The sequence below is a fragment of the Luteibacter sp. genome, assembly GCF_051958795.1.
Taxonomy (GTDB): domain Bacteria; phylum Pseudomonadota; class Gammaproteobacteria; order Xanthomonadales; family Rhodanobacteraceae; genus Luteibacter.
The window spans coordinates 1-11,089 of record NZ_JBQCFT010000355.1; the positions used below are offsets into that span (position 1 = coordinate 1).

Genomic DNA, 11,089 nt, shown 5'->3' on the forward strand with positions numbered 1-11,089 from the left:
AGCCGGGGGTCATGCCACGGACGCGACGGGCGCGGTGGCTACGAGTAGCTGATGCTCCCAGCTCAGCGCGGTGCGCACGATGAAATCTAGGTCGTCGTGGCACGGTTCCCAGCCGAGGACCGCGCGCAGCTTGTCGCTACAGGCGATCAGGTTCGGGATATCGCCCGGCCGCCGCGGCAGCTCCACTACGTTCAGCGAGTGCCCGCTCGCGCGGGCGACGGCGTCAACGACCTCACGCACGCTGTAGCCATGGCCATAGCCGCAATTCAGGGTGAGCGATTCGCCGCCCTCGCGCAGGTGATCCAGGGCGCGCAGGTGCGCGGCGGCCAGGTCGTCCACGTGGATGTAATCGCGCACGCCCGTGCCGTCCGGCGTGTCGTAATCGGTGCCGTAGATGTAGAGGCAATCGCGCTTGCCCACGGCGTGTTCGCAAGCGACCTTGATCAGCAGCGTGGCCTGCGGCGTGGAATGCCCGATCCGGCCTTCCGGATCGCAACCGGCCACGTTGAAGTAGCGCAGGATCACGTGGCGCATGGCGCCCGTCGCCGACCAGTCGCGCAGCATCGTCTCCGACATCAGCTTGGAGGTGCCGTACGGATTGATCGGCCGGGTCGGCGTGTTCTCGTCCGCCACGCCATCGTCCGTGGCGCCGTAAACGGCCGCCGTGGACGAGAAGATGAACTTGTCGACACCCGCCGCCGCGCAGCACGCCAGCAGGTTGCGGGTGTTGCAGGTGTTGTTGCCGTAATACTTGAGCGGGTCGCTCACCGATTCCGGCACCACGGTATGCGCCGCGAAATGCAGCACGGCGTCCACGCGGTACATTTCGATCGTCCGCGCCACCAGCGCGCAGTCGCCGACGTCGCCCTCGACGAACGCCGCGCCACGCACCGCCTCGCGGAAGCCCGTGGAGAGGTTATCGATGACCACGACGCGTTCGCCGCGTGCGACCAGTTGTTGCACCGTATGGCTGCCGATGTAACCGGCGCCGCCCGTTACCAGGACCGTGCTCATGCATGCCTCCCCGCCGTCGGCGGGAAGTTCCGCGCCAGCCAGCCGCCGATGCCGTCGACGAGCCGCGCGCGGTCGCCGGTAAGGATGTAGGTGTGATCGGTTTCCGCCCGGTAACTCGTCGTCACCCCCGGGTGGTCCATGACCTTGCCGAAGCACTCGCGGAACTGCCGTGCGTGGTTGAAGCAGTAGCTGATGCCGCCGGAGTACACGAGGTAGAGCTTCATGCCGCGGCCCACCATGCCGGTGAAATCCGCGATCACTTCCTCGCGTGGCGCGGGCGCCACCGAGAACACCGGCTCGGATGCCGGCTTCTCCGTCACGACACCACCCGAACGGCTGCGCAGGAAGCGCGCCCAACGCGCCGCGTCGAACATGCGTGGCAGGTAGTGGCGCAGCTTGTAACCCAGGGTCTGGTAGGCATACCCATCGAGGAAGACCGCGCCGCTGACGCGCGGGTCGCTGGCGGCGACGGTATGCGCGTTCTGCGCGCCCGAGCACAGGCCGACGAGGACGAAGCGTTCGCAGCCGGCGCGCTCGGCCAGCAGCTTCATCGCGTCGTCGACATCCGCGCACACCTGCTGCGTACGGGTGAGCCCGCCACCCGCAGCGCCGCTATCGCCCAGCGTGGAAAGATCGAAGCGCAGGGTGGGATAGCCGGCCGCGTTGAGCTGGCGGGTGAGCTCCACGTGCAGGCGGAACGGGCCAATGCGGTGGACCAGGCCGGCGTTGAGCACAATCACCCCGGTCTCGCCCTGCGCGCCCTCGGGCACGCCAGCTATACCGACGAGGTGCCGGGCACGGCCAAAACGGAACGCTTCCTCGCGCATCATGCGTTCTCCGTCAGGCGGCCAGTGACGGCCTGGATCAGGGGGTGCGAAAGAATCGCGGACTCGAGCCGGCGCAGGTCGCTCCACGGCGTGGGTGGGCTGATCGCCGCCACGGTGCCGCGCCGCGAGAGCAAGTGCTCCCAACGCGGGGCGGCGCTCGCCGGCAGCGAATCGAGGACCAGGGTGGGCACATTCGGCGGAGCGACGCGCAGGCCCTTGATCTGCGTGCGCAGGCCTTCGCCGATATCGAAACCAAGCCACTGCTCGGCGACATCGGCATGCGTGCGCGGCTGGTTGAAGCGGTCGCCATCCTCGCGCAATGCGTGCTGCAGCCCGTCCAGTGCGCTCACGTAGTCATCGCCATCCACCACGGGATCCCACGCGATTACCTCGCCAAGACGTGCACGATCAGCGGCGGCCAGCGCGATGCTGCCACCCAGCCGCGCACCGAAGGCGACGACGCGATCGACGCCTGCGCGTGAGCGGAGCTCGCTGGCCGCGGTCACGGCGTCGCCGATGCAGCGCTGCCAGTCCACGTCGGTGCTCTCCCCGGCGGAATCACCCGTGCCGTGGTAGTCGAAACGAAGCACGGCAAGGCCCTGCGCCGCGAGCGCCTGGGCCAGCTGGCGGTAAAGCCGGTGCGTGCGGATCAGCTCCTGGCCCAGCGGCGGGCACATCAGCACCGCGCGCCGCGGCGTCGAAGCCGGTGCGTGGTACATGCCGAACAACCCGCTATCGGCACCGAAGAAGAACGGCAGTTCGGGGTCGATACGCATGCTTACCTCCGGTACACCACGCCGATGAAGAACTGGGTTTCGCGATAGTCCTGGCCCACCGCGTCACTGGTGCGGCGCTCGCGGGCGACCGCGGCGTGCCAGCTCCAGTGGCGGTTCCATTGCTGGCCGAGGTCCAGCCCGAGGCGCACCGTGTTATCGGTGCGGGAGAGCGTGTCGTACTTCAGCCGGTCGAACGTGCCGAAGCCGGTCAGCGTCAGGGTCGGGTTGATCCGGTACCCCACGCCGGCGCTCACACCCTTGCCGGTCTGGTTGAACGTGCTCTGGTTGATGTAGTTGAGCTTGTTCCAGGCGGGCGACACCGTGATGTTCAGGCGCTCGCTCTTCCAGGTCCACGTGGCCTCGAAGCGCTTCTCCTTGTACACATCGGAGCCGATCACCGCACTGCCTACACCGATGCCAGAAAGGCTGCCGCTACCGAGTCCGCCGGTGTTGGCGAACGGATCGAGCGCCTGGGTGCGGTCCGCGCCGTCGGTTGCGCCCAGCCCGTAGACCGAGGGCGAGGTCATGAGATCCGTGGCCGCGTCGGCGTACTGGTACGTACCCGCCACGGAGAGTGCGTTGCGCAAGGTCGGCTGCCAGCCGATCTGCAGGCGAAACAGAGGAGCCGAGCGATTCCGGCCCTCGTTGAAGTCCAGTTTCGTCCCGCCGAGCATGACATCCGCATCGAAATGCGCCAGCTGGCTCGTGTAGCGCAGGTACGCTTCCTCGCGCTTGTAGTTCGCGCTGCTCGGCTGGTTATCGAAATCGACCTTCTGGTACTCGAGGTTCCCGGAGATCGTGTCCGTCGGCGTGAGGTCGCGGAACAGGCGGAACGCCAGCAGGCCGCGGTTGGAATCGAACTCGTCCACCTTCGAGGCATAGCTGTTGATGAAGCGCAGCTCGAACTGCGCGCGCGTGGCATCGCCCAGGCGCATGCGCAGGGTCGGGCCGAGCGCCAGCACGTTGGTCTGCTGCTGGTTGTCCGGCGCATTGGACTGGAGCTGGTCCACCGGCTGGACGCCCGCATAATCCTCGACGGAGAAATCGAGGCGGTCCGGCATCACCGTCCAGTTGCCCTGCCCCACGATCTGGGTCTGGGTCTGTGAATCGAAGTGGTTCTGCAGGTACTTGCGGTACTCGAACGCGCCGGCCACGTTGGCCTGGAACGTGGAGCCCGTCTGGTTGAACTGGAACGTGGCGCCTGGCGTCAGCACGTTCTCGCTGATCGGGTTATCCGGGGAGAGCGCAATGTTGTTGCTGTGCTCAAGGCCGGCGTACAGCGTGTAATTGAGCGTGCCGGCCTGGCTGATCGCTGGTGCCGCGCACGCCAGGGCCAGCAACACCGCATGGGTGAGCCTCTTCACTGCCGGCATGTTCCCTCCCCTGGAGCCGAGGCTCACGGTGACTCGTTGAACACCACGCCCGCGAGCTTGGCGGGATCGAAATTGGCAACGGCCTGGTTGATCGCCGCGGACGTATCGCGGCCATACCCGGCCACCAGCACGACGAAGTCGGCGAGATCGGAAAGGATGCGGGCATCCGGCGCGCCCTTTACCGGCGGGCCATCGAGGAACAGGTAGCGATCCGGGTAACGGCAGCGCAGCGAATCCAGCACCGCGCGCATGCGGAACGACGAGAAATACTCGCTGCTGTTCTCACGCGGCTTGCCGGCCGGGATCACGCGCATCCGCGGCACGCCCGTCGGATACATGATCGAAGCGATACCGCGCGACGGATGCTCGAGGAAATCCACGAGGCCGCCGGTCGCCGGCTCCACGCCCAGCGCCTTGTGCTGGTTCGGGTAACGCAGGTTGCAGTCGATCAGCAGGCTGGTCTTCGATTCATCGAAGGCGAAGGCCGTGGCGAGATTGCGCGAGATGAAGCTGCCACCCGAGCGCGGGCTCACCGAGCACACCAGGGTGATGAAGTTGCTGTCCCCACCCATTTCAAGCAGCCGGGTACGGATACCGCGGAACGCATCGGACTGCTGGCGCACCGACTCCTCGCGATGGATGAGCCGCTTGCGCTCGCAATCCACCGGGCTGAGTGCGCCGGCTTCGTCGCGCATGCGCGCGATCGAATGGTTCGGCGTGGCGTGGGCTTCGTCGTGGGCGGTGGCGACGACGTCGCCAAGCTCGATGTTGTTAACGGCCATATCGAATGTCCTTTAGCCCTTCAGGCGAAGCCAGATCACGAGGAGGTACACCATGGCCACGCCCAGCACGATCATGCCCAGCATCATGTTGTGCAGGTGGCTGCGGCGGCGGTCACGCGGCGTCGGGTAGAACGGCACGGAGGCCAACACCGCGAAGCCCGTGGCACGTTCGAGCTGGGCGACGGAGCGCACGCGCGGGTCGAAGCGCGCCACCATGAACAGCAGGCCGATGGGCACCGCGAAGGCGAGCGCCAGGCCGGCAAGGCCGAAGTGCATGAAGCGCAGGCCCGAGGGCACGAGCGGCATCACCGCCGGGTTCTGCACCAGGAACGTCAGGCCGCGCTGCTCGGCGTCGAGGTTCATCGACACGCGCGCGTTCTCGCGGCGCTTCAGCAGGTCCTGGTACACGTCGCGGTTCACGTTGTAGTCGCGGGTGAGCTCGGCCACGACGTTCTCGGAGTTGGCGATACGCTTGCTGCGCTCCAGTTCGGCCTGCAGCATCGATTCGCTCGCCCCGACGCGGGCCGCGCTTGCAGCGGCATCCGCACGGGTCTGCGCCAGCTGGATCCGCATCTGCTGGTACACCGGGTTCATCGCGACGCTGTGGTCGACCTGCACGCCCGAGCCCACGGCACGCGTGGCATCGGCCGAGGCCATCTGCCGGCGCACGTCCTCGATCTGGTGGCGCAGGCGGATGACGTCCGGATAGTCGTCGGTGTAGTTCAGCAGCAGCTTGTCCAGCTGACCCTGCAGGTCGGCGAGCTGGCTCTGGTAGACGCCGCCTACCGTCTGCACCGAGTTCACCTCGGATTCGCCGCTCAGTTGCGAGTTAAGCGCGGAGGCCTGCGACACCTTCTGCATGTAATCCATGCGGTTGGTCTCGATCTGCGTACGCAGCTGGCTGATCCGCGAATTGGTATCGGTTTCGCTGCCAGGGCGCGCGTCGGCGTTGGCGTCGCGGTAAGCCTTCAGCTTGTCTTCCGCATCCGTGAGCTTGGTGCGGTAGGCCTCGACCTGGCTGTTGATGAACTCGTAAGCCTCGCGGCTCTCCTGCTGCTTCGACGCCAGGCTTTCGCTGATGAAGCGCTGTCCGAACGCGCGGGTCACCTCGAAGGCGCGCCGCGGGTCGGAATCGAAGTAGCTGATGGTGATCAGGTTGTCGCGGGTGTTGGTGATCTTCGTCCGCGCCTTGATGCCTTCGATCAGCTTGTCGCGCTCGATGGGCGTGGGGTTGGACGAGGCCCAGCCACCCGCCTTGAGCACGCTGTCGAGGACCGCCTGGCTGAAGATCACGTCGCGGGCGATACCCGCGCGGTTCTTCGTACCGGTGGCGGAGGCCGCGCCTTCCAGCAGTGGCGTGATGATGCTGGAATCCTGCGCCAGGATCGTCACCGACGCTTCGTACTTCTTGGGCCACAGCATGCCCACGACCAGGGCGACCAGCGCGATCGCCGCGAACACCATGCCCATGGTGAGGCGGCGCCTGCGTGCTTCACCCAGCAAAGCGGGCAGCATGCCCGCGAAAGGAACGACTTCCCCACTCATCGATTGATCCTCTTGCGCCCGGCCAGGGCCGGGCGGTCGGTCAGAAAGCGCGCTGCGGAACAGTGATCACGTCGCCCGGCTGCACCGGGTAGTTGTTGGCCAGGTCGCCCTGCTGAAGGATCTTCTGCAGCTGGATCGAATAGGCCTGCGAGGTGCCCTCGCCCGTGTGCCGGTACAGCTCGGTGCGATCGGGCGCCGCGAACTCCGTGGTGCCACCCGCGGCCAGCACCGCATCGAGCACGGTCATGCCCTGCCGGTACGGGATGGAGATGGGGCTGCGCACCGCGCCGGTGACGCGAACGCGCGAGAGGTATTCATGGCTGCGCAGCGCGGTGAGGATCACCGCGACCTGCGGATCGCGAATGTACTGCGCGAGCTTCTGCTGGATCTCCGCACCCACCTGGTCGGTGGTGCGGCCACCCGCGGGAATGTCACCGACCAGCGGCACAGTGATCTTGCCGTCCGGGCGTACCGGCACGCTGACGCTCAGGTCCGGGTTGTGCCAGACGGTGATCTGCAACTGGTCGTCCACGCCGATGAGGTAAGCCTCAACGACAGGATTGGTGGCATCCATCTTCGGTGGCGGGAGCGTGCTGCCTCCGGTGGCGCAGGCCGCCAGCTGGATGGCTGCGATGATGGTGGCGATGCGATTCCAACGCTTCATGATGACGACCCGTCCCCTGTGTGTTCACTCGGCCGGTATCGTCATTTCTACGGGGCCCCGCGTCCATTCCGACAGCCCGCCTATGCCGTTTGACCGACGGTGGAAACCTGCGGTTTGCGCGATGATGGCCCTCCCGCGAATCGTTCAATCCGGAGCGGTTGGCTTTGCTTGAAGACCTGCTTTCGCGCCTGCTGCATCCCGCGGTACAGGCCTTGCTGCTCGGCCTGCTGGCCGGCGGCTGCGTCCTTGCGCGCAAGCCGCGCGCCGCCTTCGTCGCGGGCGCGTTCGCGGTCGCGTGGATTTGGGTGGCCTCGTCGCCCGCCGTGGCCTTGCGTCTTCGCGATGGCCTGGTGGGCGCACCCGTCGCCAGCACCCCACGCGCCGATGCGATCGTGGTCCTGGGTGGCGGGGCGCTGCCTGTCGGTGAGTGGAACGAAACACCCACGCGGGCGGGCGTCGGCCTGAACCTGTGGCAGGCGGGCTATGCGCCGCTGATGCTGGTCTCCGGCAGGGACCAGGCCCGGGCACTCGCCCGTGGTTATAGCCGCGCGGGCGTCCCGTTGGCTGACCTGCGGGTCGAGGCCAGCAGCGCGAATACCCACGAGAACGCCCGCAACGCCGCGGCGCTGTTGCGGACCGGCGGGCTCGGCAACGTCCTTCTGGTGACCTCACCCATCCATATGCGCCGTGCGTCGGCCGCGTTCCGCCACGAGGGCATCCACGTGGCGCCCGTACCCTCCGACGACGATAACCACGCGTTGCTGGCGCGCTCCGCGGGCTGGCTGCCAAGGCGCGAGGCGCTCACCCTCACCGCCCGCTGCCTCCGCGAGTACGCGGCGCTATGGATCTACGCCCGGCGCGGCTGGATCTAGACCGCCGCCACCGGGCCGAACTGCTTGTAGACGACCTGGTCCCAGACGGCCTCCACATCGCCATCCGCCAGCATGTCGCAGGCGCTGCGGCCGGCGAAGGCCCGCTGTGGCATCACCAGCCAGCGCGCCGCGCGCTGACGGTCACCGATACAGCACAGCACGAGTTGGGCGAGCGGCGGGTGGCTGCTCTCCAGGGCATCGAGGGTTCGCCCGATGGCGGCTTCGCGCGCATCGTGCAGGCGGGTCAGTTCGCTCGACAGGTCGGCGAACGTCGGGGACGGTCGGGGGCTTGGCTGTGGCATCGCGGGAATCTCCCGTCAGGCGCGTTGGGAAAAACCTAGTCCCCTGCGCCACCGCCGCGCTTGTATCGGCTTGATGCGTCTTCCCGCCGGTTGCTACGGATCGCCGGTTTCGATCTGCAGCGAGGTCTTGCCGTCGCGACGGATAAGGCCGGGGCCAAACTGGGTGACCTTCCCGTCCTTCAGCACAACGGTGTAGTCCTTATGGGAGAAGGAGAACCGGCCCGGGCGGCGGTCCAGCCAGCTCATGACCTCGTAGCCGACGATGCTCCGGTCGGAATCGGGCGGGCCCAGGCGCTCGAGCACGTCGTCGCGCGAGGTGCCGACTTCCAGCCGCGAGACCTTGGCCGCCATACCCTGGCAACCGGCTAGCGCGACGGCAATGGCAGCCACGGCGATCAGTCGTTTCATCGGCACCCCGGTGTCGAAAGGCATGCGCCGGATGGTAACCCACCGTCGCAAAACGATGCGAGCCGGGTAGCATGGGCGCAGGCGTGACCGGGGGAGGAGCCATGGCGCTATTCGAAAGCATGATCCTGCTGTCGCTGCTGGCGGTGGTCCTGCTGCGCCTGTCGCGGCGCCTGGCCCTGCCGTATCCCACGATCCTGGCGGCCGCCGGCACCGCCGTGGCCGCGTTGCCCTGGGCGCCGCATATCGCCATGGACCCCAAGCTGGCCCTGGTCCTGTTCATCGCCCCGGTGCTCCTCGATGCCGGCTTCGACATGCCGCCGCGCACGCTACGCCGGTTCTGGCTGCCCACGGTGTCGCTGGCGGTCGTGGCGGTCATCTTCACCACGGCCGCCGTGGCCTGGCTCGGCGTCGCCTGGGCCGGCATGCCGCTGGCCGCCGCCATCGCCCTGGGCGCCATCGTCGCGCCGCCGGACGCGGGTGCCGCCACGGCCATGCTCTCCCGACTGAACCTGCCGCGGCGCACCGTGCAGGTGCTGACGGCGGAAAGCCTGCTCAACGATGCCTCCGCGCTGCTGATCTTCGGCGTGGCCGTGCGCACGGCCATGGCCCCGGATGGCCTGGCCCGGACGCTGCCGATGCTGTTGCTCGCGGTGCCTGGCGGGATCCTGCTTGGCTGGGTGCTGGGCCGGCTGTTCGTCGTCCTGTCCCGTGAACTGCGCGGGACCCTGAGCGCCACCCTCTCGCAGTTCGCCGGCGTGTTCGGCATCTGGATCATCGCCGAATCGCTGCACGTGTCGGCGATCCTGTGTGTCGTCTCCTTCGCCATGACGATCGCCCACGTGCTGCCGGGCGAGACGCCGCCACGCGATCGTGTGCACGCCTATTCGGTGTGGGCGGCCGTGGTCTTCATTTCCAACGTCATCGCGTTCCTGCTGGTCGGCCTGCAATCCCGCACCATCGTGGCGCGGCTGCAAGGGCCGCAGCTGGAACACGCGCTGTGGTTTGCCGGCGCCGCGCTGCTCGTGTGCATCGTGGTGAGGTTCGCGTGGGTCATGCTCTACAACGTGCTGCTGCGCACGTTCCGCAAGAGCCAGCCCAATCCCACGCCGCAACAGGGCCTCGTGGTCGCATGGTGCGGCATGCGCGGGCTGGTAACGCTGGCCACCGCGCTCGGCCTGCCGGATAACTTCCCGCAGCGCGACCTCATCGTGCTCACCGCGTTCGCCGTCACGGTCGGTACGCTGGTCTTCCAGGGCACGACGCTGGCGTGGCTGGTGAAGTACCTCCGTTTCGATCGTGACGCCACGCTGCAGGCCGATGCATCGAAGGTACGGCTTGCCCTACTGGATGTCGCGGAAGCGACGCTCCAGGGTGAAACCGACGAAGCCGCGCAACGCACCCGCGAACACTACGCCGACGCGCGCCGTGAAGCCGAAGCCGGCCACGACCCGGTCACCGGCACGCGCATGTCGGAACTGAAGCGCAGGGGCCTGCAGGCCAAACGCAAACGCCTGCTGGAGATGCGCAACAAGGGCGAGATCGAGGACGACGTGTTCCACCTGCTCGAGAACGAGCTGGACTGGTCGGAGCTGGCGGTGACACGGCCGGATGATCGCGAGATCGTCGAAGGCTAAGCCACACGACCTAAGCTCTTGTGGGAGCGCGCTTGCGCGCGATGGCCTTACCTCACCGTAGAAGGCACCGCAGGCGCCTGCCCCACCGGCTTCCCATGCGGATCCAGCGTATGCCCCTCGGCATCGGTGTCGTGGTGCGCCGCGTCCTTCACCTTCGGCGTCACACCCGTCGCCGGCTTCACCGGCGCAAGGCCACGCTCCGTCGCCCCGGCATCCGAGGCCGGCTGCACCGGCGCCGATGCGGGATTCGGTGAGGTGGGCGTCTGCGGTGGCACCATCGCCGGGTTCGCAGGAGCCTGCGGCGAGGTGGCAGGCTGGCTGGGCCGCGTCGGCGAGGTCTGCGTCGGCGACGACTGCGATGGCGCGGTGGAAGGCGAAGACGCCGATGGATGCGTCGGCATGGATGGCTGCGAAGGCGACGACGCCTGCGCAAACGCGGCAGGGGCGATGAAAAGGAGGGCAAGCATCAGGGGATAACGCATGATGGTCCACCAGGATTAGCGCATGCACGCGACACCACCGACCCTACCGCCCCCGATGTGAATACCCCGCCTGCCTGCTAGGCTCAGGCCTTCCCATTCCGGAGACACCTGATGCTGCTCGCCCTGATCTTCGCATTCGCCGGTGCTGACGGTTTCGACGCACGCGTGCAGGCCGCGAAAGCGCTGGAAGCGAAGCCCGATGGCAAGGCCTGGCAGGAGAAGCTGTGGGACCGGATCGGAAACCCCGCGACGGATGCGCTGAAAGGCTGCATCGCAAGTAATGCGCCCGCGGACAAGCGCGCGTTCACGCTGGTCGCGAAGGTCGATGCGAAGGGGCAGACCAGCGATGTGGCGGTGCAACCTGCTACGCCGGTGGCTACGTGCTTTGCAGGACAGTTCGCGACGTGGTC

13 protein-coding genes are annotated in these 11,089 nt (G+C 67.5%); 3 read left to right on the plus strand and 10 right to left on the minus strand.

The window, feature by feature from the left end:
- Positions 1 to 9: 9 nt before the first annotated feature.
- The 7 genes from galE to ACTHLF_RS18870 are packed head-to-tail and all read right to left on the minus strand — an operon-like array spanning position 10 to position 6,981.
- A complete protein-coding gene (gene galE, locus ACTHLF_RS18840; RefSeq protein ID WP_440329389.1) occupies positions 10 to 1,014 on the minus strand; it encodes a UDP-glucose 4-epimerase GalE in 1,005 nt (334 codons plus the stop codon).
- Positions 1,011 to 1,844, minus strand: a complete 834-nt coding sequence (locus ACTHLF_RS18845; RefSeq protein WP_440329391.1) for an alpha/beta fold hydrolase — start codon at positions 1,842 to 1,844, stop codon at positions 1,011 to 1,013. Before ACTHLF_RS18845 ends, galE begins: the two co-directional genes overlap by 4 nt.
- Positions 1,841 to 2,617, minus strand: a complete 777-nt coding sequence (locus ACTHLF_RS18850) for a serine aminopeptidase domain-containing protein (protein ID WP_440329393.1) — start codon at positions 2,615 to 2,617, stop codon at positions 1,841 to 1,843. Before ACTHLF_RS18850 ends, ACTHLF_RS18845 begins: the two co-directional genes overlap by 4 nt.
- 2 nt (positions 2,618 to 2,619) lie before the next feature.
- Entirely contained in the window at positions 2,620 to 3,990 is a 1,371-nt protein-coding gene (locus ACTHLF_RS18855) for an outer membrane beta-barrel protein (protein WP_440329394.1), read from the minus strand.
- 23 nt (positions 3,991 to 4,013) lie between these two features.
- The gene (locus tag ACTHLF_RS18860) at positions 4,014 to 4,772 is read right to left on the minus strand and encodes a polysaccharide biosynthesis protein (protein ID WP_440329396.1); all 759 of its coding nucleotides are present in this window, start codon (positions 4,770 to 4,772) and stop codon (positions 4,014 to 4,016) included.
- A gap of 12 nt (positions 4,773 to 4,784) precedes the next feature.
- Positions 4,785 to 6,317, minus strand: coding sequence for an XrtA system polysaccharide chain length determinant (locus ACTHLF_RS18865; RefSeq protein WP_440329398.1), 1,533 nt, complete (start codon positions 6,315 to 6,317; stop codon positions 4,785 to 4,787).
- Positions 6,318 to 6,357: 40 nt separating this feature from the next.
- Positions 6,358 to 6,981, minus strand: coding sequence for an XrtA/PEP-CTERM system exopolysaccharide export protein (locus ACTHLF_RS18870; RefSeq protein ID WP_440329400.1), 624 nt, complete (start codon positions 6,979 to 6,981; stop codon positions 6,358 to 6,360).
- Positions 6,982 to 7,145: 164 nt separating this feature from the next.
- On the opposite strand from ACTHLF_RS18870, the gene ACTHLF_RS18875 reads away from it, so the two are divergent.
- Entirely contained in the window at positions 7,146 to 7,853 is a 708-nt protein-coding gene (locus tag ACTHLF_RS18875) for a YdcF family protein (RefSeq protein WP_440329402.1), read from the plus strand.
- On the opposite strand, the gene ACTHLF_RS18880 is transcribed toward ACTHLF_RS18875, so the two are convergent.
- Both ACTHLF_RS18880 and ACTHLF_RS18885 read right to left on the minus strand, forming a co-directional pair.
- A complete protein-coding gene (locus ACTHLF_RS18880; RefSeq protein ID WP_440329404.1) occupies positions 7,850 to 8,155 on the minus strand; it encodes an antitoxin Xre/MbcA/ParS toxin-binding domain-containing protein in 306 nt (101 codons plus the stop codon). The genes ACTHLF_RS18875 and ACTHLF_RS18880 overlap by 4 nt on opposite strands.
- Before the next feature lie 93 nt (positions 8,156 to 8,248).
- Positions 8,249 to 8,563, minus strand: a complete 315-nt coding sequence (locus ACTHLF_RS18885) for a hypothetical protein (RefSeq protein ID WP_440329405.1) — start codon at positions 8,561 to 8,563, stop codon at positions 8,249 to 8,251.
- A 101-nt stretch (positions 8,564 to 8,664) separates the two neighbouring features.
- Between ACTHLF_RS18885 and ACTHLF_RS18890 the strand changes: the two genes are divergently transcribed.
- A complete protein-coding gene (locus ACTHLF_RS18890) occupies positions 8,665 to 10,197 on the plus strand; it encodes a cation:proton antiporter (protein ID WP_440329407.1) in 1,533 nt (510 codons plus the stop codon).
- A gap of 47 nt (positions 10,198 to 10,244) precedes the next feature.
- On the opposite strand, the gene ACTHLF_RS18895 is transcribed toward ACTHLF_RS18890, so the two are convergent.
- Positions 10,245 to 10,679 carry a hypothetical protein gene (locus tag ACTHLF_RS18895; RefSeq protein ID WP_440329409.1) on the minus strand — a complete coding sequence of 145 codons (435 nt, stop codon included), beginning with the start codon at positions 10,677 to 10,679 and terminating at the stop codon, positions 10,245 to 10,247.
- A 111-nt stretch (positions 10,680 to 10,790) separates the two neighbouring features.
- Between ACTHLF_RS18895 and ACTHLF_RS18900 the strand changes: the two genes are divergently transcribed.
- Positions 10,791 to 11,089 (plus strand): peptidase C13 (locus ACTHLF_RS18900; RefSeq protein WP_440329411.1); only part of this gene is annotated, 299 nt, incomplete at its 3' end.

Coding starts and splice junctions, on each gene's coding strand:
- ACTHLF_RS18850 (WP_440329393.1), bottom strand. CDS start 2,617: ATGCGTATCGACCCCGAACTGCCGTTCTTCTTCGGTGCCGATAGCGGG.
- ACTHLF_RS18860 (WP_440329396.1), bottom strand. CDS start 4,772: ATGGCCGTTAACAACATCGAGCTTGGCGACGTCGTCGCCACCGCCCAC.
- ACTHLF_RS18880 (WP_440329404.1), bottom strand. CDS start 8,155: ATGCCACAGCCAAGCCCCCGACCGTCCCCGACGTTCGCCGACCTGTCG.
- ACTHLF_RS18845 (WP_440329391.1), bottom strand. CDS start 1,844: ATGATGCGCGAGGAAGCGTTCCGTTTTGGCCGTGCCCGGCACCTCGTC.
- ACTHLF_RS18855 (WP_440329394.1), bottom strand. CDS start 3,990: ATGCCGGCAGTGAAGAGGCTCACCCATGCGGTGTTGCTGGCCCTGGCG.
- ACTHLF_RS18865 (WP_440329398.1), bottom strand. CDS start 6,317: ATGAGTGGGGAAGTCGTTCCTTTCGCGGGCATGCTGCCCGCTTTGCTG.
- ACTHLF_RS18890 (WP_440329407.1), top strand. CDS start 8,665: ATGGCGCTATTCGAAAGCATGATCCTGCTGTCGCTGCTGGCGGTGGTC.
- galE (WP_440329389.1), bottom strand. CDS start 1,014: ATGAGCACGGTCCTGGTAACGGGCGGCGCCGGTTACATCGGCAGCCAT.
- ACTHLF_RS18885 (WP_440329405.1), bottom strand. CDS start 8,563: ATGAAACGACTGATCGCCGTGGCTGCCATTGCCGTCGCGCTAGCCGGT.
- ACTHLF_RS18895 (WP_440329409.1), bottom strand. CDS start 10,679: ATGCGTTATCCCCTGATGCTTGCCCTCCTTTTCATCGCCCCTGCCGCG.
- ACTHLF_RS18870 (WP_440329400.1), bottom strand. CDS start 6,981: ATGAAGCGTTGGAATCGCATCGCCACCATCATCGCAGCCATCCAGCTG.